The sequence below is a fragment of the Streptomyces dryopteridis genome, assembly GCF_049606955.1.
Lineage (GTDB): Bacteria > Actinomycetota > Actinomycetes > Streptomycetales > Streptomycetaceae > Streptomyces.
Window position 1 is genome coordinate 540,652 of record NZ_CP187113.1, and the last position, 25,436, is coordinate 566,087.

Below are 25,436 nucleotides of genomic sequence, written 5' to 3' on the forward strand. Positions count from 1 at the left end.
GTCAGTGGGTCAGTGGGTCACCGGGTCAGCGGGTCAGCGGCGTCCGCCGGGAAGCAGGGAGGGGTTGAGGCGGGCGAAGCCCTCCTGCCGTTCGTACGGGTAGTAGGGGTACGGGGCGGGCCGGTGGGAGACGGCGTCGAGGCGGGCCACCTGCTCGGGGGCGAGGGTCCAGCCGACCGCCCCGAGGTTCTGCCGCAGCTGCTCCTCGGTCCGCGCCCCGATGATCACGGAGCTGACGGTGGGCCGGGTGAGGAGCCAGTTGAGGGCGATCTGCGGGACGGTGCGGCCGGTCTCGGCGGAGATCTCGTCGAGCACGTCGACCACGTCGTACAGCAGCTCGTCGGGGACGGGCGGGGCGTGTTCGGCGGTGGCGTGCAGGCGGCTGTCGGCGGGCAGCGGGACCCCGCGCCGCAGCCGGCCGGTGAGCCGGCCCCAGCCCAGCGGGCTCCACACCAGGGCCCCGACGCCCTGGTCGTGGCCGAGGGGCAGCAGCTCCCACTCGTAGTCGCGGCCGACGAGGGAGTAGTGGACCTGGTGGGCGATGTAGCGGGGCAGGCCGGCCAGGTCGGCGACGGACAGGGACTTCATCAGCTGCCAACCGGCGAAGTTGGAGGCTCCCACGTGCCGCACCTTGCCCTGGTCGACGAGGGTCCCCAGCGCGCCGAGGACCTCCTCGACCGGGGTGCCGGCGTCGAAGGCGTGCAATTGGAAGAGGTCGATGCGGTCGGTGTCGAGGCGGCGCAGGGCGTCCTCGACCACGCGGATCAGCCTGGGTCCGGCGGTGCCGTACTCCTCCCGGCCGGGGCCCAGCGGCAGGCCGGCCTTGGTGGAGATCAGCACCCGGTCGCGCCGGCCCTTGATCGCGGCGCCGAGCACGGTCTCGGAGTTCCCGTCCGAGTAGACGTCGGCGGTGTCGAAGAGGGTGACTCCGGCGTCGAGGGCCACGTCGACCATGCGCCGGGCCTCGGTGACGCCGGTGTCGCCCCAGGCTCCGAAGAGCGGGCCGCTGCCGCCGAAGGTGCCCGCACCGAAGGACAGCACGGGGACCTCGAAGTCGGACGCGCCGAGCGTGCGGTGTTCCATGACCTGCTCCCCCACAGCCATTAACGGGCCCCTTGACCCGTTAAGATGGGCCCACCGTACCACCGTGGTGCGCTCTAATGGAACCGGAGACCCGTTATGACGGCCGATGTCCCGCCCGACCCGACCGCCGACCCCACCCCGGACCCGGCCGGTGCCCCCGGCAGCCGACGTCCGGGAGGTCGCACCGCGCGCGTCCGGGCCGCCGTCCTGCGCGCCACCGGCGACCTGCTCGCCGAGGGCGGCCTCGACCGCCTCGACCCGGCCGAGGTCGCCCGTCGCGCCGAGGTCGGCAAGACCACCGTCTACCGCCGCTGGTCCTCCCCCACCGGACTCGTCACGGACCTGCTGGCCGAGATGGCCGAGACCTCCCTCCCCCGCACGAGCACCGGCAGTCTGGACGCCGACCTGGCCGCCAACGCCGACCTCGTCGCCCGCACCCTCTCCGACCCCCGCCAAGGCCCCCTGTTCCGCGCCGTCATCGCGGCCGCCTCGACCGACCCGGGGACGGCCGCCGCCCTGCGTCGCTTCTACGCGGTCCGCGTCGCCGAATGGGCCGGCTGCGTCACCGACGCCGTCGCCCGGGGCGAACTGCCCGCCGACACCGACCCGGAGGAGGTGGTCCGCGCCGTCTCCGCGCCCCTCTACTACCGACTCCTGACCACCGACCTCCCGTTGGACGCCGACACCGCGACCCGCGCCGCCCGCGCCGCCGCGACCGCCGCCCGGGCCGGCACCTACGCCCGCACGAGCCCCTGACCGGCACAACCCACCACCGTCACAAGGGCGTTCACCTCACCCACCACCCCGGACCCACCCCCACGATCGGGGTCCGGAGGCCGCCGCTACGATCATGCCCACGATGTCCCCGGATGTCCGTCCGGCGGGCATCTGTGCCGGACCCCACCACGAGCACGCAACCACAGGGGGGCGCGGAGTGCCCAGGGCCGTCCGCGACACGAACGCGACAGCACACCGTCCGAGGCAGGGGAAGCCCGAGGACGCCGGCGGGCGGATGCCGCTCAAGGAGCACATGCGCGAACTGCGCGACCGGCTGCTGAAATCGGTGATCGCGGTCGTCGCCGTCACCGTCCTCACCACGCTGGAATACCGCCGGATCATGGCCTTCCTGCTGCGACCGCTGCTCACCTCGGTCGGCTGCACCGACACGATCACCACCCGCGCCGACGGCCGGCCCTGCGCGCAGGTCACGACCGAGGGACTCGTCGGCCCGTTCTCCGTCGCCCTGCAAGTGGGCGTCTCGGCGGGCATCGTGCTGTCCGCGCCGATCTGGCTCTACCAGGTCTGGGCCTTCGTCGCCCCCGCCCTGCACGCGAAGGAGAAGAAGTACGCCCTCGGCTTCGTCGCCGCCGGCGCCCCCCTCTTCGGCCTCGGCGCCTGGCTCGCGTACCGGATCCTCCCGGCGACCGCGCACATCGCCCTCCAGTTCACCCCCGACAACGTCCAGAACCTCCTGCCGGTGGCCAAGTACCTGGACCTGGTGACACGGATGACGGTCGTCTTCGGCCTGGCCTTCGAACTGCCCCTGCTGCTCGTGCTGCTGAACCTGACGGGCATCCTCAGCGCCCGCCGGCTGGCCGGCTGGTGGCGGGGGATGGTCATGGGCATCACCGTCTTCGCGGCCTTCGCGACCCCGGGCGGCGACCCGCCGTCGATGCTGGCCCTGGCCGTCCCGATCCTGCTCCTCTACCTCCTGGCCCTGGCCGTCTGCGCCCTGGTGGACCACCACCGCCACCGCCACACCCCACCCACCCCCACCCCCGACACCCCCTCCCCCCTCCCCACCCCCCAGGACATCACCTGACCCCGCCCCACCCACCCCGAAACGGACCCCCCGTGCCCGCCGACCTCCGCCCATCCGCGCCCCTGCCCCCGTTCCCGCTCCGCCCCGGCGACCCCCGCCGCATCGGCCCCTACCGCGTCGTCGGGCGCCTGGGCACCGGCGGAATGGGCACCGTGTACGCCGGCCTCGACGCCACCGGCCGCCGGGTCGCCGTGAAGGCGGTACATCCGGCGCAGGCCGAGGACCCCGAATTCCGGGCCCGGTTCCGCCGTGAGGTACGTGTCTCGGCCCGCGTCCAGGGTCCCTGTCTGGTGCCGCTCCTCGCCGCCGACCCCGAGGCCGAGATTCCCTGGTTGGCGACCGCCTACGTGCCCGGCCGCACCCTTGCCGGGCACCTGGCCGAACACGGCCCGCTCACCGGCGCCACCCTGCACGCGTTCGCCGCCGGCACGGCGCATGCCCTGACGGCCATCCACGCGGCCGGCGTCATCCACCGGGACCTGACCCCCCGCAACGTGATCCTCACCCCCGGCGGCCCCCGCGTGCTGGACTTCGGTATCGCCCACGCCACGGACGGAACCTCCGTCACCCGCACCGGTTTCATGACCGGCACCCCGGGCTGGATCAGCCCCGAGCACTACCGCACGGGCACCTCGGGGCCCGAAGGGGATCTGTTCGCCTGGGCCCTGCTAGTCGCTCACGCGGCCGGTTGCAGACCCCCCTTCGGCACGGGGGCCCCGGACGCCGTCGCCTTCCGCGTGCTGTCCTCCGAACCCGACCTCGACGGAGTGCCGCCGGACCTTCGGGAACTGCTCGCGTCGGCCCTGGCGAAGAACCCCGCCGACCGACCCACGGCGCGGGCCGCGGAGGACCACTGCACCTCCGTGCTCGCCCGACAGACCACCCAGGTCACACCTGCGCGCGACTCCTCCGGACACGACGGGTTCCCGGCCCTGATGCGCCTCGCCTGGGACCTCCCCGGTCCTCCCGATCCGGCCTGGCATCGCCGCACCCGACGCTCGACCCGACGCGTCGCTCTCCTCACCCTCGTCGCCGCATCGGTCATCGGCGCCGTCACGGGCGCCGCCGTCGCCTTTCAAGGGCGTCACTCGGCACCGCCCACCGCCGCCCACGTCACGCCGGACCCCGCGCCCTCACGGACGACGACCCATCCCGCTCGGCCGAACCCTGCCCTCGTCCCTGATCCCGTGGCCTCGCCCACCAAGGCGGCGTCGCCCCGTCCCACTCCCGGCTACACCACCGCTCCCGTCGAGGAAGCCGTCGACATTCCGACGGTCGCACCGGAATCCGGACCGTGGCCTGGACCGTCCGGGCTCGGCGCGGCTCGTGTCCCCAGCACCGATCGGGCCGAGATCCGAGTGGCCACGGATGCCGTCCACCGCCTGTTCGGCGAATGGAACGGCAACTCCCGGCTCGTGTACGACCCTCGATACATCAACGACGCCAACACCAGCATCGGGTTCGCGCCCGCCGAAGCGGCCGCGTACATCTGGGCGATCAAACCGGAATGGGACTCGGCGACCCGTGAGGAGTGGGCCGCCACGGCCGATGCCGTCGCCTGCGAGGCGCTCACCGAGGAAACCCTCTCGGGACGCGCCTGGCACTATCAGCGCTACGCGGTGGCGGTGCTCGACGCCGATGGGCGGGCCGACTTCCTTCGACAGGGGACGGTCGGCTCCTGTTCCGCGTGACGTGCTCCGGTCCCGGAACGCGGAAGAGCCCGTGATGGAAGAGTTCCATCACGGGCTCCGACCTGCGTTTGCACGCTGGTCGGGACGACAGGATTTGAACCTGCGACCCCTTGACCCCCAGTCAAGTGCGCTACCAAGCTGCGCCACGTCCCGATACTCGTTGACCTGGGGTTTCCCCTGGCCGAACGCGCATGAGAACGATACCGCACTTCCGGGGGTGATCGCGCACGCCTTTTGTCGGGGTCCGGTCAGGTGGGGCCGGTCAGGTCGGGGTGGGCGGCCCTGAGGGTGGGGCGGGCGGCCTGGCGCCAGGAGTCCGCGAGGATCGCGCGCAGCTCCGCCACGTCCTCCAGGGCGGCGAGCCGGACCCGCAGCCAGTCGTAGTGGTCGTCGTGGCCGGGGCGGACGAAGAACTTGTCGGGTTCGGCCTCGATCAGTTCGCCGCGCTCCTCCTTCGGGCACTTCACGCCGATCGACGCGTCGTCGGCGGCGAGGGCCGCGAAGATGCGGCCCGAGACCCGGAAGGTCGGCATCCCCCACGAGGTCTTCTCCGTCGTCTCCGGCAGGGACAGGGCCAGGGTCCGCACGTCGCCGGCCGTCACCCGTTTCCTCACGGTGTCCCGCCTCCCTCCGTCGCGCGCCCGCGCTCCCCGTCATCCTCCCGCCGCGCCAGCAGCTCCACCAGTTCGGCGGCGCAGTCCTTGATCAGGGCCAGGCCCTCGGTGCCCCAGCGGCGCGGGACCACGTCCACGGCGCAGACCGTGCCCAGCACCATGCCCGTGGCGCGGTCGGTGACCGGCGCCCCCAGGTAGGAGCGGATGCCGTGGTCGCCGACGACGGGGTTGCAGCCGTAGCGGGCGAACTCGCGCACGTCCTCCAGGACCAGCGCCCGCCCCCGGACCACCACGTGCGGGCACCAGCCGCGGTCCCGGCCCAGCTCTCGGGCCGGATAGGCGCACGGGGCGGCGCCCGGAGCGCGGTGCAGGCCCGCGAAGCGCTGCCCCCGCTCCCCCACGAAGTTCACGCCCGCGTACGGGGTGGTCGTGGCGCGCGCGATCCGGCGCGCGAACGCGTCCAGCGTCGGGTCCGGGTCCCCGCTCAGTCCGAGGGCCCGCAGCCGGGCCACCCGCGCCGGAGCCCCCGGGTCGCCCGGGGTGAGGAGCAGGTGCCCGAGGTGCCCGGCGGGCTGCCGGGGGATGCGGATCGGGTCCGAGGTGGTCGTCACGGTGGTTCCCCCCGAGGGTCGTGGACGGTGGCGGGCAGGGTCAGCAGGTGCCGGACGAGGGCCACGAGCGTCGCGGTCGCGGAGCCGGCACGGCGGGCGTCGCAGGTGACCACCGGGATTCCCGGGTCGAGGTCGAGCGCGCCGCGGATCTCGTCGATCCCGTAGCGGTGCGCGTCCTCGAACTCGTTCACGGCGATCAGGAACGGGATCTCCCGCTTCTCGAAGAAGTCGACGGCGGGGAAGCAGTCGGCCAGCCGCCGCGTGTCGGCGACCACGATCGCGCCCAGCGCCCCCGCGCACAGCTCCTCCCACAGGAACCAGAACCGCTGCTGGCCGGGGGTCCCGAACAGGTAGAGGACCAGAGAGCCCGTCGGGTCGGCCGTGCGGGGCACCGAGAGGGTGATCCGCCCGAAGTCGAGGGCGACGGTGGTCGTGGCCTTGCGTTCGATGCCGTCGAGGGGGTCCTCTTCGGCGCTCGCGCAGCTCAACACCTCCTCGGTGCTGAGCGGCGGGATCTCGCTGACGGAGCCGACGAGGGTGGTCTTGCCCGCCCCGAAGCCGCCCGCCACCAGGATCTTCAGCGTGGTCGGGCGCGACGGCGGGCCGGGGTGCGGGTCGGCGTACGGGGCGGCGTAGGGGGCGGGGTGCGGAACGGGGTACGGGGCGTGGGGGCCACCGGGGGCCCGGTCGTCGATCACAGCTTCCTGCGCAGTCCGTCGAGGACCGCGAGCAGCAGCCGCTGATCGGCGCCGGTCACGGGCCCCGGGTAATGGGGGGCTCGGGCGCTCACCGCGCCCTGGTCGAGGAGGTCGGCGAGGATCACCTTGGTCACGACGGCGGGCAGCGCCAGCCGGCCCGCGACCTCGGCGACGGGGATGCCGTCGGGACGCGCCGCGCACAGCCGCAGCGCGAGGGCGTGCTCGGGGCCGAGGCCGAACCGGGGTCGGATCCCGGTGGCGGTGATCAGGGAGAGCAGGTCGAGGGGGACGGAGGGGCGGGTGCGGCCGCCGCTCGCCGTGTAGGGGCGCATCAGCCGGCCGGCGGCCTCGTCGTACCAGGGCGCGTCGCCCGGTCGGGCCGGGGCGGATGGGACGGGGGTGGGACCGGGGAGGGTCATCGGGTCGAACGGTCGGGGCCGGCGGGGGCGCCGCCCTGGTCCGGCACCACGGCCTCGCCCTGCGGGTCGAGGGGACGGCGCGGGGGCGCGGCGAGATAGGGACGCACGCTCTTGACCAGCATGGCCATCTCGTAGCCCAGCACCCCCGCGTCGGCCTCCCGGTCGGCGAGGACCGCGAGGCAGGTGCCGGCGCCGGCGGCGGAGACGAACAACAGCAGGGAGTCCAGTTCCACGACCACCTGCCGCACCTCGGCGGCCTGCCCGAAGCGGTGCCCGGCGCTGCGGCCGAGGGCGTGCAGGCCGGAGGCGAGGGCGGCGAGGTGGTCGGCGCTGTCGGGATCGAGGCCGTGCACGCAGGTCACCAGGCCGTCGGCGGTGAGAAGGACGGCGCTGCGGGTGAACGGGACCCGCTGCACGAGGCCGCCGAGCAGCCAGTCGAGGTCGGAGAGCCGCGGGGTGGGGTGGGCGCTGGTCGCCACGTCGCCTGCCATGGGGCACCGCTCTTTCGGGGGAGGTGAGGGGTGAGGGAGTGGAGGTGGGGGTGGGGGTGGGCCGCCGGCGGGCCCGGTCAGGGGCGCCGGTGCTCGGCCGGGGGCCCGACCGGTTCCGGGACGGAGCGGGGCAGGGGGGCCGCGGGACCCTCCGGGCCGCCGGCCAGCGCCTGGCCGGGCGGGCGGGGATCCGGAGGCGGGTTCGGGTTCGGGTGGGGGTGGGGGTGCGGGTGCGGGTGGGGGTCCGCGGGGCGGGTCTGGGCGCGACCGAAGCCGCGTTGGAACGCGGCCATCAGGTGCGGGTCGGCCGCCGGGGCCTCGGCGGCGGGCGGCGCGGGGACCCGGCCGGCGCCGTGCCCCACGCCGAGGGCCTCCTCGGCCGTGCGCCCGCCCCGACGCGGCAGCGGGGGTCGGGCCCCGCCCGGGGCCTCGGGCGGGGGCGGGGTGGGCCCGGAGGACGGCGAGGGGGTGCGGCGCCGCTCGGGGAGCGGCGGGACGGGGGCCGGGCCGGGGACGGGCGCGGAGGCGGGGGCGGGAGACGGGAGGGTGAGGAAACGGAAGGGGTCCGGGGAGGGCGCCGGGGCGGGATGGACGCCGGGGGCGTGTGTGGCGACGGGTGCGGGGGCGGGTGTGGAGGTGGGAGTCGGTGCGGCGGCGGGGATGGATCCGAGCGCGTGCGCGGTGGCCCCGTGCGCCGCCCACCCGTTCCGGGCCTCGGCACCGCCCGCCGGCTCGCCGGTGGCGTCCGGCTCGGTGCCGGCGGTGGCGGTACCGGCACCCGTGAGGAGGCCGGCCTCCGTGCCGAGGAGGGCCCCCGGGAGCACGACGGCCGCCCGAACCCCGCCGTACAGGTTGGGCCCGAGTTCGACGGCGATCCCGTGCCGTCGGGCCAGGGTCGCGACGACGAACAGCCCGATCCGGCCGTCGGCGAGCAGGTCGCGCACGTCGACGGTGTCCGGGTCGGCGAGGAGCGCGTTCAGGTGCCGGCGTTCCTCGTCGGGCATGCCGAGCCCCCGGTCCTCGACCTCGACGGCCAGGCCCGCCGTGACGGTCTCGGCCCGTACCAGGACGTCGGTGTCGGGGGCGGAGAACACGGTCGCGTTCTCCACCAGCTCGGCGAGCAGGTGGACCACGTCGGCGACCGCGTGCCCGCGCACGAGCCCGCCGGCCGGCGGGACGACGGTGACGCGCGTGTACTGCTCGACCTCCGCGACCGCCGACCGCATCACCTCGCTGAGGTCGACGGGCCGCGTCCACTGCCGTCGGGAGGCCGCCCCGCCGAGGACGGCGAGGTTCTCGGCGTGCCGGCGGATCCGGGTGGCGAGGTGGTCCACGTGGAACAGCTCCCGGAGCAGGTCCGGGTCCTCGACGGTGTCCTCCAGCGTGTCGAGGAGCGAGATCTCCCGGTGCACGAGGGATTGCAGCCGACGCGCGAGGTTGACGAACACCTCGACGCGTCGGTCGTCGCGGGCGTCACCGACCCGGTGCCCGGCCACCCTGCGCACGGCGGCCTGGGCGTGCTCGCGGGAGCGCCGCATGTCCTCGGCGAGCCCGTCGAACGGATCGGCCGACCCGCTCCGCACTCGACCCGACCGGCCGGGGCCGGCGGAGACGGTCGGGGCGGGGTGCGGTCCGGCGGGGTCGTCCGCGGAGCCGCCGGGCACGATCCGGTCGGTGACGGCGTTCAGCTCGGCCCGCCCCCGCGCCCCGACCCGCCGCAGCTCCTCGCACCGGGTGTGGATCATCCGCCCGGTGCGACGGGCCCCGAGGAGGGCGGCGACGAGCGCGCCGACCACCAGCAGGCCGCACCCGGCGAGGAGCGGCCCGAGCCGCTCGTCACGGGCCCCGTGACCACCCCCGAGCTGGAGCGTGAACATCACGGCGGCGGCCCCGCTGAGGGCGCAGGCGAGCACGGGCAGCACGGCCGCGCGGGTGAGCTGGGACGCGGGCCCCCGCCTCGGGGGCGCGGGCGGCGCGGCGTGTCTGGACGGGACGTGGCGGGCGGCGCGGAGGTGGGACATCGGCGTCCTCGTACGGGGCGGGACCCGGCCCGGGACGGGCCAGGTGTTGATCACCGGGTACCCACGCTAGACCGCGCGCTCCCCCCGGCGAACGGCACTCGGGGAACTTCGCCGACCTGCTTCCACCTCCGGAACGAGCGCTCGCACACCCGCCCGAATCACCCCTCACGCCCCCCGGGAGCGAGCCCGCCGGGGGCGGTGGGGGTGGGGTGGGGTGACGCGCTTGGCGGCGGCGGCGCGGAGGAGGAGGCCCGGGGGGGCGGGGTGCGTTCCCGTCTTCGGCTGGGTACGTGGCCGGGCTGGCCGCCTGCCGGCGGCGGGTAGGTCAAAAACGTTTCCCGGCAGCGGCCGGGAGGGGACCCGGGGTGGGGCACGTCGCCGCCTGCGGGCAGGTTCAGGGCCAGGGTGGCCGCCTGCCGGCGGCGGGTAGGTCAAAGGCTTTTCCCAGGGGCGGCGGAGGGGGCGCGGGGTTGGGGCCGTGGCCGTGCTGCGGTCCGCACGGGGCCCGGGCAGGTCCACGCCATACGAGAAGCCCGGAGGCGGCTGACGTGATCGCCGCCATGCACTCCGACCGTGCGTGGCCGCAGGACCACCGCGCCCACCGGCCCGTCCCGGGCGGCTGCGGGCCTCTCGTGCCCACCGAACCACGGTCACGGGACGCGCTTGCCCGGCCCGATCCCGACCGGGGGCCCGTCGGGCCCCACCACACCCCACCCGCACCCGGGCAGCCACCGAAACCCCGCGCCCCTCCCGGCCGCCGCCGGGAAACGCCTTTGACCTGCCCGCCGCCGCCAGGCGGCCACCCCGGCCACGACCGCGCCCGCACCCGGGCACGCACCGCACCCCGGTCTCCTCCCCGCCGCCGCCGGGAAACGCTTTTGACCTGCCCGCCGCCGGCAGGCGGCCAGCCCGGCCACGACCGCGCCCGCAGACGGCCACGCACCGCACCCCGTCTCCACTCCCACCCGCACCCCCCACCCCCCGATCGGGTGGTTCTCCGGCTCCGGGCGGAGGTGGGTGGGGGGCTCGGGCGGGGGGCTTGGGTGGGGATTCGTGTGGAGTGGAATCCTCCGGGGGCGATACGCGTTGCCGATGAGAGGGAAGACACGCCCCGAACCCTGTCCGGCCACGATTCACCTGGAGGCGCCTTGACCGGCCCCAGTTCCTTGCGTCCTCGGCTTCGCGAGTTGCGGTCCGCCGCGTTCGGAGCGGATCCGTCCGGGGCCCGGTTGGACCGGATCCTGCGGTCTCCGAACTTCGTCGACGGCTCGTTCCGGAATCCGGCCGGGGCCCGGCATCGGCCGTCCGGCAGCAGTCTGCCCGCGTTGGCGAAGGTGTACTTCGACAAGGAGCGCAGGCTGCGGCGTGCGCCCGTCGGGCCGATGCCCGTGTACCCGACGACCGTCGCGGATCTGGCGCGGCCCGCCGTGAGCGGGTTGCGGATGACGTGGATGGGGCACTCCACGGTGCTCGTCGAGATCGACGGGGCGCGGGTGCTGTTCGATCCGGTGTGGGGCGAGCGGTGTTCGCCGTTCCCGTTCGCGGGGCCCCGGCGGCTGCATCCGGCGCCGGTGCCGTTGGCGGCGCTCGGTGCGGTGGACGCGGTGGTGATCTCGCACGATCACTACGACCACCTGGACATGCCGACGATCAAGGCGTTGACGCACACGGGGACGGTGTTCGCCGTGCCCTTGGGCGTGGGGGCGCACTTGGAGCGGTGGGGGGTGCCGGCGGACCGGTTGCGGGAGTTGGACTGGAACGAGAGCACCGAGGTGGCGGGGGTGACGTTGACGGCGACGCCGGCGCGGCACTTCTGCGGGCGGGGCCTGCGCAACGAGCAGCACACGTTGTGGGCGTCGTGGGTGGCGGCCGGTCCGGAGCACCGGGTGTTCCACAGCGGGGACACGGGCTACTTCGCGGGCTTCGCGGAGATCGGGGCGGAGCACGGGCCGTTCGACGCGACGATGATCCAGATCGGCGCGTACTCGGAGCACTGGCCGGACATCCACATGACGCCGGAGGAGGGTCTGCGGGCCCATCTGGACCTGCAGGGGCAGGACGCGTCGCGGGGTCTGATGCTGCCGATCCACTGGGCGACGTTCAACCTGGCGCCGCACCCGTGGGACGAGCCGGGCGAGGGCAGTGTGACGGCGGCGGAGCGGGTGGGCGCGGGGTTGGCGCTGCCGGTGCCGGGGCAGCCGTTCGAGCCGGGGTCGAAGACGGTGCCGGTGGACCCGTGGTGGCGGGCGTTCGCGGTGCCGGGCTCGGGGTCGCGGCCGCCGGTGGGGGTGGGCGCGGGGGTGGCGCCGGGGGTCGGCGTGGCCGTGTCGGAGCGGGTCGACGAGCCGGTGGCGCGGGCCTGAGGTCTCCGGCGGGGGTTCACCTCCCGCCGTCCCCTCCGCCCGGCAGGCGGCGGAGGGGTCGGCGGCGGTGGTCAGAGGGGCAGCAGGTCGGGGCGCTTGGCCTCGACGTGGTCCCCGGAGGATTCGCCGCGCAGGCGGCGGCCGATCCACGGGACGAGGTGCTCGCGTGCCCAGTGGATGTTGTCGCGGGTGACTTCGGCGGTTCCGCGCGGGGGTACCGGGGGCCAGGGCTGGTCGGGGTCGGCGGGCACGGGCAGGCCGAGGACCTGGGCGGCGCGCAGGGCGACGCGGGTGTGGCCCTCGGGTGAGAGGTGCAGCCGGTCGGCGTCCCAGGCCCGGCGGTCCTGTACGGACTTCAGGGACCACAGGTCGAGCACGGGGCAGCCGTAACGGTCGGCGACGGCGCGCACGTGCGCGTTGTAGGTGGCCACCTTGCCGCGCAGGTGCTTGAGCACGGGCATGGTGCGGGTGTCGAAGCCGGTGGTGATGAGCACGGTGCCCACCGAGCCGGCGAGGTCGGCGACGGCCGCCTCGAAGCGTTCGGCGGTGGCGTCGGGGTCGCTGCCGGGGCGGATGATGTCGTTGCCGCCGGCGCAGAAGGACACCAGGTCCGGGGCGAGTTCCTTGGCCCGGGGCACCTGCTCGGCCACGATCTGGTCGAGCAGGCGGCCGCGCACCGCGAGGTTGGCGTAGCGGAAGTCGTCCTCGTCGCGCCGGTCCCCCAGGAGCACGGCGAGCCGGTCGGCCCAGCCCACGTAGGCGTCTCCCGGTCCCGGGTCCCCGACGCCCTCGGTGAAGCTGTCGCCGATCGCCACGTACGAGCCGATGCCCTGAGTCCGGTTGGTCGTCAGCCGGTTGATCGTCGTTGTCGTGTAATCGCCTGTCACGTCGGCCCATCCTTCACCGTGACCGGCGACCTACGCGACCGTAGCCAGGGCTTGACGGACCGTGATTCATGCCACCCGGCTGGTATGGAATAACCCGGAATAAAAGAAACGTGAGGCCGGAGCCCCAGGGGGATCCGGCCTCACGGTGTTCCGGGGTGCCCGGCGCGCGGTGGAGTGTGTCAGGTCGCGCGCCCGGGGGCGGGGTGCGTCAGATGCCGACGCCCTTGGCCCGCAGGTAGGAGAGCGGGTTGATGTCGGAGCCGTAGCCGGGGCCGGTGCGGATCTCGAAGTGGAGGTGGGCGCCGGTGACGTTGCCGGTGGCGCCGGAGAGGCCGATGCGCTCGCCCGCCGAGACGCTCTCGCCGGCGGAGACGGAGAGCGAGGAGAGGTGGGCGTACTGGGAGTAGCGGCCGTCGGCGTGACGGATGACGACCTCGTTGCCGTAGGCGCCGCCCCAGCCGGCGGAGACGACGGTGCCGGCGCCGACGGCGCGGACGGAGGTGCCGGAGCCGACGGCGAAGTCGACGCCGGTGTGGTAGCCGCTGGACCACATGCCGCCGCCCGCGCGGTAGGCGGTGGTGACGGTGGCGTTGACGGGGGCGACGAAGCCGCCGCCGGTGCTCGGGGTGTCGTCCTCGTCCGAGGTGCCGGAGCCCTGGGAGCCGCCGCCCTGGCCGGAGCCCGAGCCGGTCTTGCCCGAGCCGGTCTCGCCGGTCGCGGTCTTGCCCGAGCCGCCCTGGGACGTGGACTTCGACTTGGACTTCGACTTGGCCTTCGGGGCCGGGGTCTCGGTGTCGTCCGACTCGTCGGTGTCGGCGGCGCGCGGGGCGGCCTGGCGCTCGGCGGGGGCCTCGCCGCGGACGCCGATGCTGAGCTTGAGGCCCGGGTGGATCATGGCCGGGTCGGCGCCGACGGCCTCGCGGTTGTCGGCGTAGAGCTTCTGCCAGCCGCCGTCGACGTGCTGTTCCTCGGCGATCTTCGCGAGCCAGTCGCCGGACTCGACCGTGTAGGTGGAGGAGTCGGCGCGGGTCTCGACGCGCTGGGTGGGGACGGCGCTCTGGGCCGCGACCCGGACGACGGGGGTCGCCTGGGTCTGCGAGGTGGTCTGGGCCGGGAGCGCGGTGGTGGGGACGGCGCTGTGCGCGGCCGGGGCGGCGGCCTGGGCCCCGCTCGCGCCGAACAGCGGGAGCGCGAGGGCCGCGCCTCCGGTGCCGGCGACGGCCAGCCCGCGACGTATCGGGCGGGGCTTGGGGCGGCGGTGCTTACCCGTTCCGGGCATGAAGCGTTCCTCTCCGGCGCCTGCGAGGTGAGCTGTCGGGTTCGGGCGGGAGCTGCCCGGCCTGGGCTCGCGCGACCGGTGGGTCGCGGCGGGCGTCGGCTTCACCCCGAGCCGTTTCGCCGATCGGATGGATCGGGTGGACGGCGACTTACCTGGTTCCCCCGCTCCTGCCGTGCGCGAGTGTGGTCGGGTGCGTATTTTCCGGGCGGCGGCAGGATTCGGCGGTCCGCTCGGATGGGTGCTGACCGTAATCGAGGGGGGCGGGACAAACAAGCCGTGAATTCGCGTCAGGAATGAACGGAAGGGGGCGGGGGGTAAAACGGAGTCGACGGGAGTCCCTTGCGATGCGGCAACCACCGCCCTCATGAGGGAATTCGGTGGTGCGGATCACGCGTCGCGGGTCGCCGTATGATCTGCCTCACTTCGGGGGCGGAATCTGACGCGTACTCATGGAAACCCGTGGCCAACTAGTGTATTTCGGACACAGACCACCGCGCAGCGGCGCGGTGACGCACGGGAGGAGCCTCGGTTGACCCAGGGAATATCGGAGACGCCCGCCATCGAGCCCGAACTGTCCGGTGTGCGCAATTTCCGGGACGTGAAAGGACTTCCGACGCGGGACGGACGACACGTCAAACCGGGGCTTCTGTATCGAAGCGGGCATCTCGCCCACGCGACGGCGGAGGACACCGCCTTTCTCGCCGGTCTCGGGCTGCACACCGTCTTCGACTTCCGCAACGAGGCCGACATCGCGCTCGAAGGGCCCGACGTGCCGCTGCCCGGGGTGCGGAACCTGAACCTGCCGCTGTCCGACCCGGCCGACGGGCGCGAGTTCTGGGCCATGGTGCGGGCCGGGGACCTGCCCGCCCTGCGCGCGAACCTCGGCGACGGCGAGGCCGCCGCCCGCATGGTCTTCAACTACCGCACGATGATCGGCGAGCGGACCGCCGAGCACGGCACGGTGCTGCGCGCGCTGGCCGACGACCACGTCCCGGCCCTCATGCACTGCGCGGCCGGCAAGGACCGGGCCGGGGTGTCCGTGGCCGTCGCCCTGCTCGCCCTCGGCGTGGAGCGGGACGCGATCGTCGCCGACTACCTGGAGTCCAACGCCCCGCACCGCCGCTACCGGGTGGTGGCCGCCGACGGGGCCGAACAGCGGCGGGACCCCGAGATCACGGCGTTGCTCTCGCCGTTCTTCGAGGCCCGCGCCGAGTACCTGACCGCCGCCTTCGACGCCATCGAGGAGACCTGGGGCGACGTGGACGCCTACCTCGTGCGGGGGCTGGGGCTCGCCCCCGAGCGCCGTGAGCGACTGCGGGAGCGCTTCCTCGCCGGGTGAGGGATCAGCGGCCCAGGGCCGCCTGTTTGACCAGGGTCCGCCCGAAGTCCCAGATCAGCGAGCCGCCGCCGTGCGCCTCGTCCATCACGGAACGGAAGGCGGACACGAACCGGTCCGCGTCCGCCTCGTCGAGCACCAGCGGCGGGATCAGCTTGATCACCTCCAGGTGGTCCCCGGACACCTGGGTCAGGATGTGGTGCCGGTGCAGCAGGGGGCCGACGACGAGCTGCGCGAACAGGCCCTTGCGGGCGGCCTGGAGCACGCTCCAGCGGGTCCGCAGCCCCAGGGAGGCCGGCCGGCCGAACTCGATGCCGATCATCAGGCCCCGGCCGCGGACCTCGTGCAGCAGCTCGTACTCGGGCACCAGCGCGGCCAGCCGGCCGCGCAGCAGGTCGCCGACGCGCCGCGCGTTGCCCACGAGGTCCTCGCGCTCCAGCACGTCGAGCACCGCCAGCCCCGCCGCCATGGCCTGCGCGTTGCCCCCGAAGCTCGCCGAGTGCACCAGCACCCGGTCCATCGAGGAGTAGACCTTCCGGAAGATCCAGTCCTTGCCCAGGGTCGCGCCCACCGGCACGTAACCGCCGGAGAGGGTCTTGGCCACGCACACCAGGTCCGGCTCCACCCCCTCCTCGTGCTGGTACGCCCAGAAGTCCCCGGTGCGTCCCAGGCCCGTCTGCACCTCGTCGGCGATCAGGAGGGCCTTGTGCCGGCGCAGCAGCTCCTGGGCGGCCCGCAGCCACCCGGGCGGGGGCGTCAGAACCCCCTTGCCCTGGATCGGCTCCACGATCAGGGCGGCCACGTCGCCCCGGCGCAGTTCGCGTTCGAGGGCGGCCAGGTCGCCGAGCGGGATCGCGGTGTCGGGCAGCAGCGGGCCGAAGCCGTCCCGGAAGCCCGCCTCGCCGTTGACGGAGAGGGCGCCCACGGTCAGCCCGTGGAAGGCGTGGTCGCAGTGCAGGACGCGGTCCCGGCCGGTGGCGTGGCGGGCGAACTTCAGGGCCGTCTCCACCGCCTCGGTGCCGCTGTTGCCGAAGAACACCCGGTCCAGGTGGGGGGTGTGGGCCAGCAGGCGCTCGGCGAGCAGTCCGGGCAGCGGGGAACAGTCGAAGCGGGTCAGGTCGGGCAGGTCGGCGTCGATGACCTGGTGCAGGGCCGCGCGGACCGTCGGATGGTGCCGGCCCACGCCCATCACCCCGAATCCGGCCAGCATGTCGAGGTGGTCGACGCCGTCGGCGTCCCAGAAGTGCGCGCCGGCGGCCCGTTCGTAGTGCCGGTCGAAACCGAGGGTGTGGAGCATCCTCGGCAATTGCGGGTTCAGGTGACGGGCGTGCAGTTCGTAGCGTTCCGGGCCGCGTTCCGCGAGCAGCCGGGCCAGGTCGAAGCCGGGGGCGCCGGCCCCCTTCGGCGAATGTCCGGCGGGGGGACGCCGGTCCTCGGATGTGGTCACGTGCGTCTCCTTGCCGTCCTCTTTATCGGAGGCGGTGGATTTCCGCGCGATTTTCGGGAAAAACGCGCGTGGTGTGAGCATTCTGTGAATGGCGCGTCGGAGTTCGTGTGCCGGCGGGGGAAACGGGGAATGGGCGGCGGCCCGGCGCTGATCGCGCCGGGCCCCGCCCCCGTCGTCGCCGGGCCGGTCAGGACCGGTTGCCGCCCACGGTCTCGCGGGCGGCGCGCAGCGATTCCTTGAGGGAGCCCATGGTGGCGAGGACGGCCGTCGGCTCGTAGCCGCAGTGGGCCATGCAGTTCGCGCACCGCGGGTCCTTGCCCCGCCCGTACTTGCTCCAGTCCGTCTCCTCCACCAGCTCGCGGTAGGTGGGGACGTAGCCGTCGCTCATCAGGTAGCAGGGTCGCTGCCAGCCGAAGAGGGAGTAGTTCGGGATCGCCCACGCCGTGCAGTCGAAGTCCGCGCGGCCCTCCAGGAAGTCGAGGAAGAGCGGGGAGTGGTTGAGCCGCCAGCGGCGGCGGTTGCCGCCCGCGAACGCCTTGCGGAAGAGCTCGCGGGTCTGCTCCACGCCGAGGAAGTGCTCCTGGTCGGGGGCCTTCTCGTAGGCGTAGGCGGGCGAGATCATCATCTCGTCCACCTGGAGCTCGTCGTTGAGGAAGTTCAGCACCTCGATGATGGTCTGGGGGGTGTCGGTGTTGAAGAAGGTCGAGTTGGTGGTGACCCGGAAGCCGCGCCGCTTGGCCTCCTTGATGGCGGCCACGGCCTCGTCGAACACGCCCTCCTTGGCCACCGACTCGTCGTGCCGCTCGCGCAGCCCGTCGATGTGGACGGCAAAGGCGAAGTAGGGCGAGGGGCGGAACTTGTCGAGCTTCTTGCGCAGGAGCATCGCGTTGGTGCAGAGGAAGACGTACTTGCGGCGGGCCACCAGTTGGCGCACGATCTCGTGGATCTGCGGGTGCATCAGGGGCTCGCCGCCCGCGATGGACACCATGGGGGCCCCTGATTCCAGGACGGCGCCGACGGCCTGGGCCACCGGCATCCGCTGCTTGAGCACCCCCGCCGGATGCTGGATCTTGCCGCAGCCCTCGCACTTGAGGTTGCAGGCGAAGAGCGGCTCCAACTCGACGATCAGCGGGAACTTCTCCCGCTTGCGGAGCTTCTGTTCGAAGAGATAGGTCCCGACCCTGATGGTTTGTCGCAGCGGCATGGCCATCTGGCTCACCTCCTGGGGAGCAGCGAAGAACGGTGCCAGTCGAAGAACGCGGGCAGTGCGGAACGCAGGGCGCGAAAGGCCGATACTCCCCCGGTGAGGGTCCCGGGGCGCAGGAGTTCGTGGCCGGGGGCGTCCACGATCACCCGGACGGCGGCAACGCGCCGGGACGGGACGGTCGCGCCGGCCCCGCCGGGGTCGCCGGCGGTGGTGGGCAGGGCGCGGGCGGTGGCCAGGGTGACGGCCGATTCCATGTCCACGCCGGCGGCGCCGCCGGCGCGCAGCGCGTCCCGTTCCCGGCCCCGGACCACGTGGTCGGTGCCGAGCAGGGGGCCGCGGTGGACGGTGTGACGGGGCAGCAGGCGGGCGAGGTCCTCGGCGAGGGCGTCGGGGTCCGCGCAGGGGGTGTGGTCGGTCGGTGTGCCGGTCCGGTCGGCGACGATGAGGTCGCCGGGGCGCATCCCGGGGCGCAGGCCGGCGCAGAAGCCGGTGGCGAGGACGGCGGCCCCGCGCAGGGTGGGGGTGCCCAGGGCGCGGGTGACGGCGCGGCGGGCGGCCTCGGGGCCCATGCCGGTGCGCAGCAGGGCGACCGGTGCGCCGGGGGGCGGTCGGCGGGCCGGGCTCCGGGCCAGGGCGAGGCGTTCCACGCCGAGGGCGCAGACGAGGAGGAGGGGCGGGTGGTCCCGGGTCATCGGGGGGCCTCCGGGAGGGGCCGTGGGTCGCCGGGGTGGCCGTGGACGTAGCGGCCGAGGGCCGTGATGGGGAAGACCTGCCGGTACAGGTGGTAGTTGATGGAGAAGTCCCAGGGGAACCCGGTGCCGGTGAAGTGGGGTTCGTCCCAGGTGCCGTCGGGGTGTTGGGTGCGCACGAGGTGCTCCACGCCGCGGACGGTGGCCTTGTTCTCGCGTTCGCCGGCGGCGAGGAGGGCCATGAGGGCCCAGGCGGTCTGGGAGGGGGTGGAGGCGCCGCGGCCGATCCAGGCGGGGTCGCGGTAGGAGCGCTGGTCCTCGCCCCAGCCGCCGTCCTCGTTCTGGACGCTCTCCAGCCAGGCGACGGCGCGGCGGATCGCGGAGTGGTCGCGGGGGATGCCGGCGGCGACGAGGGCGGGGAGCACGGAGCCGGTGCCGTACACGTAGTTGGTGCCCCAGCGGCCGAACCAGGCGCCGTTGTCCTCCTGTTCCCTCAGCAGCCAGGCGACGCCGCGTCGGGTGCGGGGGTCGTGGGCGCGGCCCTCGGTGGCGAGCATCTCGACCACGTGGGCGGTGACGTCGGCGGACGGCGGGTCGATGACCTCGCCGAAGTCGCAGAAGGGGAGCCGGTTGGGGAAGGGGCTGGTGTTGTCGGCGTCGAAGGCTCCCCAGGCTCCGTTGGCGGACTGCATGCCGAGGGTCCAGGAGACGCCGCGGGAGATGGCGCCCTCGACGCGTTGGGGGTCGGGGTGGCGGACCCGGCGCAGGGCGAGGACGACCTCGGCGGTGTCGTCGATGTCGGGGTAGTTGTCGTTGTGGAACTCGAAGGCCCAGCCGCCGGGGGCCAGGCCCGGGCGGCGCACGGCCCAGTCGCCGGGTTTGGTGATCTCCTCGTCGAGCATCCAGTCGGTGGCCTTGACGAGGGCGGGGTGGTCGGGGGCGAGGCCGGCGTCGGCGAGGGCCACGGCGGCCAGGCAGGTGTCCCAGACCGGGGACTGGCATGCCTCGATCATGCGGGCGCCGTCGGCGCGGTGGACGGCGAAGCGTTCCAGCGATTCCAGGCCCGCGCGCATCACGGGGTGGTCCAGGTCGTAGCCGAGCAGGTGCAGGGCGATGATCGAGTAGACGGCGGGGGGTTGGATGCCGCCCCAGCAGCCGTCGTTCTCCTGGCGTTCGACGATCCACCGGCCGGCGGCGGCCATGGCGGCCTTCCGGATGCGGGTGGGGGCGACGCGGTGGTAGGCGCGCAGGGCGCGGTCCATGCGTTGGAAGGCGCCGCGCCAGGTGGTGAGGGGTGCGGGGGCCTTGGCGGGGGCCGGGTCGCGGGCGTCGGTGTGGAGTTCGTCGAGGGCGAAGGGGGCGGGGCGGACGGGGCGCAGGGCGGAGACGACCGTCAGGGGGACGATGGTCTGGCGGGCCCAGCAGCCGAAGTCGTAGATGTTCAGGGGGGCCCAGGAGGGCAGGAAGAGGAGTTCGGGCGGGACCTGGGGCAGGTCGTCCCAGCGCCACCAGCCGAAGAGGGCGAGCCAGATGCGGGTGAAGACGCGGGCCTCGGCGATTCCCCCGTGGGCGCGGATCCAGGCGGAGGCGCGGGACATGTGGGGGGCGTCGGGGGCGTCTCCGGCGAGGCGGAGGGCGACGTATGCCTCGATGGTGGCGGAGAGTTCGGGCGGGCCGTCGTGGAAGGTGGCCCAGGTGCCGTCGGGGCGTTGTTCGCCGCGGATGAAGAGGCCGGCGGCGTGGGTGATCGCGGGGTCGGAGCGGCCGAGGAAGCGGCGCAGGAGGAGGTCCTCGGCGTCCATGGTGACGTTGGTCTGGAGGTCGCCCTTCCACCAGCCGGCCTCGTCCTGGCGGCCGAGGAGTTCGTGGACGGCCCGGTCCAGGGCGGTGCGTACGGGGTCCTGGTCCCGGGGTGGGGCGGTGGGTGCGGTGCGCTGTTCCTCGCCGGGTGGTTCGGGCTGGTTTCCGCTGTCCGGTTCGGCGCCGGGTGCGCCGTCCGTCGTCGCTGTCATGGCTTCCCCTCGACGTTGCAGTGTCCTCTGCTGTGCTGGGGTGGCCGTCGGCCGGGCGGCGCCCCTGGCAGGGGGCGCCGCCGGTCGGCGACTGTCGCGTCATATGCGCGATCGGGTCCGTCCCTGGAACCGTGCGTGGTGGATCACCTCTTGCGGACGACGACGAAGTCGGCGAGCGCGGCCAGTTGCTCGCGCACGCGGGGGTCCATGTCGATCTCGTCGAGGGCGGCCAGGGCGCGGGTGTGCTGGCGGCGGGCCTCGTCCTCGGTCCAGGCCCGGCCGCCGGCCTCCTCGATGAGGGCGGCGCGGGCGGCGAACTCGGCTTCGGAGAAGTTCTCGAAGTCGTTGCTCTTGGCGTCGGCGGCCAGGAGCGCGCCGAGGCGGTCGGAGGCCGGTCCGCCGGCGGCGAGGGCCGCGACGACGGGGAGGGACTTCTTGCGCTGGCGCAGGTCGGACCAGGTCTGCTTGCCGGTGGACTCGGGGTCGCCCCAGATGCCGAGGAGGTCGTCGACGGCCTGGAAGGCGAGGCCGAGGTGGTGGCCGTACTCCTCCAGTTTGTCGGCGGTGCGGTCGTCGGCCCCGCCGAGGACGGCTCCGATGGAGACGGCGCAGGCCAGGAGGGCGCCGGTCTTGTTGCCCTCCATCTCCAGGCATTCCTCGACGGTGACGCTCTCGCGGTGCTCGTAGGAGATGTCCTGGGCCTGGCCGTCGATGAGCTTGCGGGTGGCGGTGGTCAGCCGGCGGGTGGCGCGGCCGGCCTCGACGGTGCCGAGTTCCAGGAGGAGTTCGCCGGCGAGCGCGAACAGGGCGTCGCCGACGAGGATGGCCTGGGCCGGTCCGTGTACCTTCCACACGGTGTCACGATGCCGGCGCTGCTCGTCGCCGTCCATGAGGTCGTCGTGGAGCAGGGAGAAGTTGTGGACGAGTTCCACCGCGACGGCGCCGGGGACGCCGGTCTCGGCGGAGGCTCCGGCGACCTCGGCCGACAGGAGGGCGAGGGCGGGGCGGACGGCCTTGCCCCCGTCGCCGTCGGCGGGCCGGCCCTGGGCGTCGATCCAGCCGAAGTGGTAGGCGGCGACGGTGTCCATGGGGGCGGCGAGTCGGGAGACGGCCTCGCGCAGGACGGGGGTGGACAGGGTGCGGCCCCGCTCCAGGAGGGCGAGGACGTCCACCCGCTCCGCGCTCGGCGCGGCCGGACTCGCGTGTCCGACCGCCGGGTTGCCCGGGTTCAATGGCTCTCCTCTGGTTCCTGTGCGTGAGGTGCCGAGGTCGGCACCGGCCGTGCTGATGGTCGTCATGTGGTCTCCCGCAGGGGGTGCGTGTGCGGGCGGCCCTGGGCGGCGAGGGCCGCGGCGGCGGCCTCGATGCCGCTGCGGACGGCGCCTTCCATGGTCGCGGGCCACCCGGTGGCGGTCCACGCGCCGGCCAGGAAGAGGCCCGGGAGGTCGGTTCTGGTTCCCGGTCGGAGCCGGCCGACCCCGGGGGTGGGGGCGAAGGTGGCGGCGCGTTCCCGGGTGACGAAGAAGTCGCGGACCTTGGCCCCGCGGGCGGCGGGCAGCAGCCGTTGCAGTTCGGGGAGGTAGCGCTCGCGCAGGACGGAGACGGGTTCGTCGATGTCCTCGCGGGCGTCGGACTGGGACAGGGCGAGGTACTGGCCGCCGGCGGGTCCGGCGTCGGGCAGGCCGGATGCCTCGGTGCGGTCGAAGACCCATTGGACGCGGCTGCCGAGCGCGGTGAAGAAGGGCCGGCGGACCACCTTGCGGTCGTAGACCACGTGCACGTTGAGGATGGGCGCGGTGTCGATGTCCAGGAGCCGGCCGGGGTCGGGGAGGGCGTCGGGGGGCAGCAGGTCGTGGGTCTCGCGTTGGGGGACGGCGAGGACGACGGTCTCGGCGTCGAGGTGGGCGCTGTCGGTGTCGACGCGCCAGGTGCCGTCGGGGAGCCGGGAGAGGGTGGTGGCCTTGGCGCGGGTCTCGACGCGGACCCCGGCCTTCTCCAGGGCGGCGCGGGCGCGGGTGTCGTGGAGTTCGCCGAGGGGGACGGCGGCCCAGCCGATGTCGGCGGCGCCGGGTTCGGAGAGGAGTCCGGTGCGGAAGACCTTGGCGGCCAGGGCGAGGGAGACCCGGTCGGCGGTCGCGTTGAGGGTGGCGACGCCGACGAGGTCCCACAGGGCGGCGACGGTGCGGGGGGACTGGCCGTGTCGGCGCAGCCAGGTCGCGAAGTCGAGTCCGTCGAGGGCGGGGTCGGCGGGGTCCAGGGCGCGCAGGGCGAGGGCGGCGCGGGCCACGGAGGCCCGTTCGCGCAGGTTCAGGTGGGGGTAGCGGGCCAGGGAGCCGGCGAGGTGCAGGGGGACGGGCAGGGCGGTGCGGCGCAGTCGGCCCAGTCGGGGGCGGTCGCCGCCCACGTCGAGGACGGGCACGTCGAGGCGGTCCTGGAGGGGGGCCAGGGCGGTGGCGTCGACGCGGTCGAGGAACCACCGGTAGGCGGTGCAGCAGCGGAGGTAGACGTGTTGGCCGTTGTCCACCGTGAGGTCGCCGCGCCGGAAGGAGAAGGCGAGTCCGCCGAGGCGGGGGCGGCCTTCGAGGAGGGTGACCCGCTGTCCGTGGTCGGCGAGTTCGAGGGCGGCGGTGACGCCGGCGAGGCCGCCGCCGACGACGACGGCGCGTCGGCCGGGGGGCGTCTCACGGGGCGGGGTCGGGGCGGCGGGCATCAGGTGCGCCTCCGGGCGGTGCGGCGGGAGACGTTGCGGGCGTCGAGTCCGGACAGGCCGCGGACGGCGACGTATGCCTTCTCGCGGGCCGGGAGCGAGACCCGGCCGCGGAGCACGGCCTCGGGTTCGCGTTCGATGCGGTCCAGCAGCCGGCGGTAGATGCCGGCCATGGCGGCGACGCAGGCCCCGCTGCGCCGGTCGAGCAGCGGCAGCAGCCGGTAGCCCTCGACGAACAGGGCGCGGGCGCGGCGCACTTCGTGGTGGACGAGGCCGGCGAAGTCGGCGCCGGGGGGCATCCGGTCGCTGCCGAAGCCGTCCTGGCAGCCGAATTTGGCGAGGTCCTCGGCGGGCAGGTACACGCGTCCGCCGGCGGCGTCCTCGCGGACGTCGCGGAGGATGTTGGTGAGTTGCAGGCCCAGGCCCAGGGTGTCGGCGTAGTGGGCGGCGCGGTGGGCGTCGGGGGCGCCGGGGGCGGTGCCGAAGACGCCGAGGGAGAGCCGGCCGATGGCGCCGGCTACGCAGCGGCAGTAGGTCTTCAGGTCGTCCCAGGTCTCGTAGGTCTCGCCGCGCACGTCCATGAGGACGCCGTCGATGAGTTCGTCGAGGCCGCCGAGGGGGATGGGGAAGCGGCGGGCGGCGTGGGCGAGGGCGACGGCGACCGGGTCGGTGTCGTCCTCCTCGACCTCGTCGGCCCGGATCCGGCCGAGGAGGGCGCGGGTCTCCTCCAGGCGGGCGAGTTTGACCTCGGGGGCGAGGGTGCCGTCGCCGATGTCGTCCACGCGCCGGGAGAAGGCGTACAGGGCGGACATGGCCTGCCGTTTGTCGGTGGGCAGGAGGCGGATGCCATAGGCGAAGTTGCGCGCCTGGGCGCCGGTGACGGCCTCGCAGTAGCCGTAGGCGGCGATCACCGGGGCGGACGGGACCTGCTGGGGTCCGGCGGGCGGGTGCGTGGGGCCCTCCACGGTCGGGCTCACCCCTTTCTCGGCGCTGAGCGCAGGACGGCGGCCACCTCGCGGAGCAGGCCGGGCTTGGTGGGTTTGGGGGCGCCGGGCAGCACGTCGAACCCGGCGGCGGCGATCGCGTCGAGCGCGGCGTGGCCTCCTCCCACGAAACCCGCGAGCAGCAGCCGGAGTCTGCCGTGCACGCTACCCACGAGGGGGGTGCCTTCATTCAGCAGGGCGCGTGCGCGTGCGCATTCGAAGGCGATGAGGGCGCGGACGGACGCGCCGGCGGTCGGGGCGGCGAGGGCGTTCTCGGTGACGTGGAAGCGGTCGAGGTCCTCGGCGGGCAGGTAGATCCGGTCGCGGCGGAGGTCCTCGGCCACGTCCTGGAGGTGTTCGACGATCTGCAGGGCGGTACAGATCAGGTCGGAGAGGCGGACCCGTTCGGGGGTGAGGGTGTCGGTGAGGCCGAGGACGAGTCGGCCGACGGGGTCGGCGGACAGGGCGCAGTAGGCGCGCAGGTCCTCGTGGGTCTCGTAGCGGCGGACCCGCTGGTCCTGTCGGTTGGCCTCGATCAGGGCCCGGAAGGGTTCGGGGCCGAGGTGGTGGGCGGCGACGACGGGGCGCAGCGCGGCCACCAGGGGGTGGAGGGGCCGGCCCGCGGGCTCGAAGACCCGGTCGAGGTCGGCTTCGAGGGCGTCGAGGAGGGCGAGGCGGGCGCCGGCGGTGTCGGCGTCGCTGCCGGTGGGGTCGCCGGCGGCGGTGTGGACGTCGGGGCGTCCGAGGAGGGCGGCGTCGGGGCCGTCGGGGGCGAGGTCGCCGTCGCCGATGTCGTCGACGAGGCGGGCGTAGCCGTAGACGGTGGTGAGGCCGGTGCGCCAGGCGCGCGGGAGGAAGGCGGGGGCGACGGGGAAGTTCTCGGCGGCGGCCTTGTCGAGGGTGGCGCGGGTCGCGTCGACGAGGGGGCGCCCGGGGGGCGCGGTCACCGGCGGCCGCCCGGGGAGGGGACGGCCGGAGTGCCTGGGGGCCGGAGAATTCCCGTAGCCATTGCCGTCACATCTCCCGTTCTACACTGCCGACCCAATACATCCTATTTCGGACACGCGGGCGGGGTT

General features: G+C 74.3%; 22 protein-coding genes and 1 tRNA gene. 5 read left to right on the plus strand and 18 right to left on the minus strand.

The genetic code is table 11. The annotated features are described in order from the left end of the window. Window positions 1-33 precede the first annotated feature (33 nt). Window positions 34-1,083, minus strand: coding sequence for an aldo/keto reductase (locus tag ACN20G_RS02120; protein ID WP_424210978.1), 1,050 nt, complete (start codon window positions 1,081-1,083; stop codon window positions 34-36). 96 nt (window positions 1,084-1,179) lie between these two features. Between ACN20G_RS02120 and ACN20G_RS02125 the strand changes: the two genes are divergently transcribed. The 3 genes from ACN20G_RS02125 to ACN20G_RS02135 all read left to right on the plus strand — a co-directional run bounded on the left by ACN20G_RS02125 (window position 1,180) and on the right by ACN20G_RS02135 (window position 4,596). Beyond that, window positions 1,180-1,839 carry a TetR/AcrR family transcriptional regulator C-terminal ligand-binding domain-containing protein gene (locus ACN20G_RS02125; RefSeq protein ID WP_424210979.1) on the plus strand — a complete coding sequence of 220 codons (660 nt, stop codon included), beginning with the start codon at window positions 1,180-1,182 and terminating at the stop codon, window positions 1,837-1,839. 256 nt (window positions 1,840-2,095) lie between these two features. Then, window positions 2,096-2,905: a twin-arginine translocase subunit TatC gene (gene tatC, locus ACN20G_RS02130; RefSeq protein WP_424210980.1), complete on the plus strand. Its 810-nt coding sequence runs from the start codon at window positions 2,096-2,098 to the stop codon at window positions 2,903-2,905. Window positions 2,906-2,937: 32 nt separating this feature from the next. Beyond that, complete coding sequence (locus ACN20G_RS02135; protein WP_424210981.1) at window positions 2,938-4,596, plus strand: protein kinase domain-containing protein; 1,659 nt, start codon at window positions 2,938-2,940, stop codon at window positions 4,594-4,596. A gap of 76 nt (window positions 4,597-4,672) precedes the next feature. Here ACN20G_RS02135 and ACN20G_RS02140 read toward each other — a convergent pair. The 7 genes from ACN20G_RS02140 to ACN20G_RS02170 all read right to left on the minus strand — a co-directional run bounded on the left by ACN20G_RS02140 (window position 4,673) and on the right by ACN20G_RS02170 (window position 9,450). After that, a tRNA-Pro gene (locus ACN20G_RS02140) sits at window positions 4,673-4,749 on the minus strand. Window positions 4,750-4,844: 95 nt separating this feature from the next. Beyond that, window positions 4,845-5,210 carry an MmcQ/YjbR family DNA-binding protein gene (locus tag ACN20G_RS02145; protein WP_424210982.1) on the minus strand — a complete coding sequence of 122 codons (366 nt, stop codon included), beginning with the start codon at window positions 5,208-5,210 and terminating at the stop codon, window positions 4,845-4,847. Continuing rightward, window positions 5,207-5,821, minus strand: a complete 615-nt coding sequence (locus ACN20G_RS02150; protein WP_424210983.1) for a GAF domain-containing protein — start codon at window positions 5,819-5,821, stop codon at window positions 5,207-5,209. Before ACN20G_RS02150 ends, ACN20G_RS02145 begins: the two co-directional genes overlap by 4 nt. Beyond that, the gene (locus tag ACN20G_RS02155) at window positions 5,818-6,402 is read right to left on the minus strand and encodes a GTP-binding protein (protein ID WP_424215333.1); all 585 of its coding nucleotides are present in this window, start codon (window positions 6,400-6,402) and stop codon (window positions 5,818-5,820) included. The genes ACN20G_RS02150 and ACN20G_RS02155 overlap by 4 nt, the downstream gene beginning before the upstream one ends. A gap of 113 nt (window positions 6,403-6,515) precedes the next feature. Continuing rightward, window positions 6,516-6,938 carry a DUF742 domain-containing protein gene (locus ACN20G_RS02160; RefSeq protein ID WP_424210984.1) on the minus strand — a complete coding sequence of 141 codons (423 nt, stop codon included), beginning with the start codon at window positions 6,936-6,938 and terminating at the stop codon, window positions 6,516-6,518. Continuing rightward, window positions 6,935-7,429, minus strand: coding sequence for a roadblock/LC7 domain-containing protein (locus ACN20G_RS02165; RefSeq protein ID WP_424210985.1), 495 nt, complete (start codon window positions 7,427-7,429; stop codon window positions 6,935-6,937). The genes ACN20G_RS02160 and ACN20G_RS02165 overlap by 4 nt, the downstream gene beginning before the upstream one ends. 77 nt (window positions 7,430-7,506) lie before the next feature. Then, complete coding sequence (locus tag ACN20G_RS02170) at window positions 7,507-9,450, minus strand: ATP-binding protein (RefSeq protein ID WP_424210986.1); 1,944 nt, start codon at window positions 9,448-9,450, stop codon at window positions 7,507-7,509. A gap of 1,148 nt (window positions 9,451-10,598) precedes the next feature. Here ACN20G_RS02170 and ACN20G_RS02175 point away from each other — a divergent pair. Next, window positions 10,599-11,813, plus strand: a complete 1,215-nt coding sequence (locus ACN20G_RS02175; protein ID WP_424210987.1) for an MBL fold metallo-hydrolase — start codon at window positions 10,599-10,601, stop codon at window positions 11,811-11,813. A 71-nt stretch (window positions 11,814-11,884) separates the two neighbouring features. Here the strand turns inward: ACN20G_RS02175 and ACN20G_RS02180 are convergent, their stop codons facing one another. Next, window positions 11,885-12,673 (minus strand): SGNH/GDSL hydrolase family protein, encoded by a 789-nt coding sequence (locus tag ACN20G_RS02180; RefSeq protein ID WP_424215334.1) that lies wholly within the window; start codon window positions 12,671-12,673, stop codon window positions 11,885-11,887. A gap of 235 nt (window positions 12,674-12,908) precedes the next feature. Then, window positions 12,909-13,979 (minus strand): M23 family metallopeptidase, encoded by a 1,071-nt coding sequence (locus ACN20G_RS02185; protein WP_424210988.1) that lies wholly within the window; start codon window positions 13,977-13,979, stop codon window positions 12,909-12,911. Window positions 13,980-14,508: 529 nt separating this feature from the next. Between ACN20G_RS02185 and ACN20G_RS02190 the strand changes: the two genes are divergently transcribed. Continuing rightward, on the plus strand, window positions 14,509-15,318 hold the full coding sequence (locus tag ACN20G_RS02190) for a tyrosine-protein phosphatase (RefSeq protein WP_424210989.1): 810 nt from the start codon (window positions 14,509-14,511) through the stop codon (window positions 15,316-15,318). 4 nt (window positions 15,319-15,322) lie between these two features. Here ACN20G_RS02190 and ACN20G_RS02195 read toward each other — a convergent pair whose 3' ends face one another. The 8 genes from ACN20G_RS02195 to hpnC all read right to left on the minus strand — a co-directional run bounded on the left by ACN20G_RS02195 (window position 15,323) and on the right by hpnC (window position 25,307). Beyond that, window positions 15,323-16,690 (minus strand): aspartate aminotransferase family protein, encoded by a 1,368-nt coding sequence (locus tag ACN20G_RS02195; protein ID WP_424215335.1) that lies wholly within the window; start codon window positions 16,688-16,690, stop codon window positions 15,323-15,325. A gap of 259 nt (window positions 16,691-16,949) precedes the next feature. Beyond that, window positions 16,950-17,972, minus strand: coding sequence for an adenosyl-hopene transferase HpnH (hpnH, locus tag ACN20G_RS02200; protein ID WP_424210990.1), 1,023 nt, complete (start codon window positions 17,970-17,972; stop codon window positions 16,950-16,952). Window positions 17,973-17,977: 5 nt separating this feature from the next. Continuing rightward, complete coding sequence (locus tag ACN20G_RS02205) at window positions 17,978-18,661, minus strand: 1-hydroxy-2-methyl-2-butenyl 4-diphosphate reductase (protein WP_424210991.1); 684 nt, start codon at window positions 18,659-18,661, stop codon at window positions 17,978-17,980. Then, a complete protein-coding gene (gene shc, locus ACN20G_RS02210; protein ID WP_424210992.1) occupies window positions 18,658-20,670 on the minus strand; it encodes a squalene--hopene cyclase in 2,013 nt (670 codons plus the stop codon). The genes ACN20G_RS02205 and shc overlap by 4 nt, the downstream gene beginning before the upstream one ends. A gap of 143 nt (window positions 20,671-20,813) precedes the next feature. Beyond that, complete coding sequence (locus ACN20G_RS02215; protein WP_424210993.1) at window positions 20,814-21,968, minus strand: polyprenyl synthetase family protein; 1,155 nt, start codon at window positions 21,966-21,968, stop codon at window positions 20,814-20,816. Beyond that, window positions 21,965-23,380, minus strand: a complete 1,416-nt coding sequence (hpnE, locus tag ACN20G_RS02220) for a hydroxysqualene dehydroxylase HpnE (RefSeq protein ID WP_424210994.1) — start codon at window positions 23,378-23,380, stop codon at window positions 21,965-21,967. Before hpnE ends, ACN20G_RS02215 begins: the two co-directional genes overlap by 4 nt. Continuing rightward, entirely contained in the window at window positions 23,380-24,354 is a 975-nt protein-coding gene (hpnD, locus tag ACN20G_RS02225) for a presqualene diphosphate synthase HpnD (protein ID WP_424210995.1), read from the minus strand. The genes hpnE and hpnD overlap by 1 nt, the downstream gene beginning before the upstream one ends. Then, on the minus strand, window positions 24,351-25,307 hold the full coding sequence (gene hpnC / locus ACN20G_RS02230) for a squalene synthase HpnC (RefSeq protein ID WP_424210996.1): 957 nt from the start codon (window positions 25,305-25,307) through the stop codon (window positions 24,351-24,353). The genes hpnD and hpnC overlap by 4 nt, the downstream gene beginning before the upstream one ends. Between the last annotated feature and the right edge of the window lie 129 nt (window positions 25,308-25,436).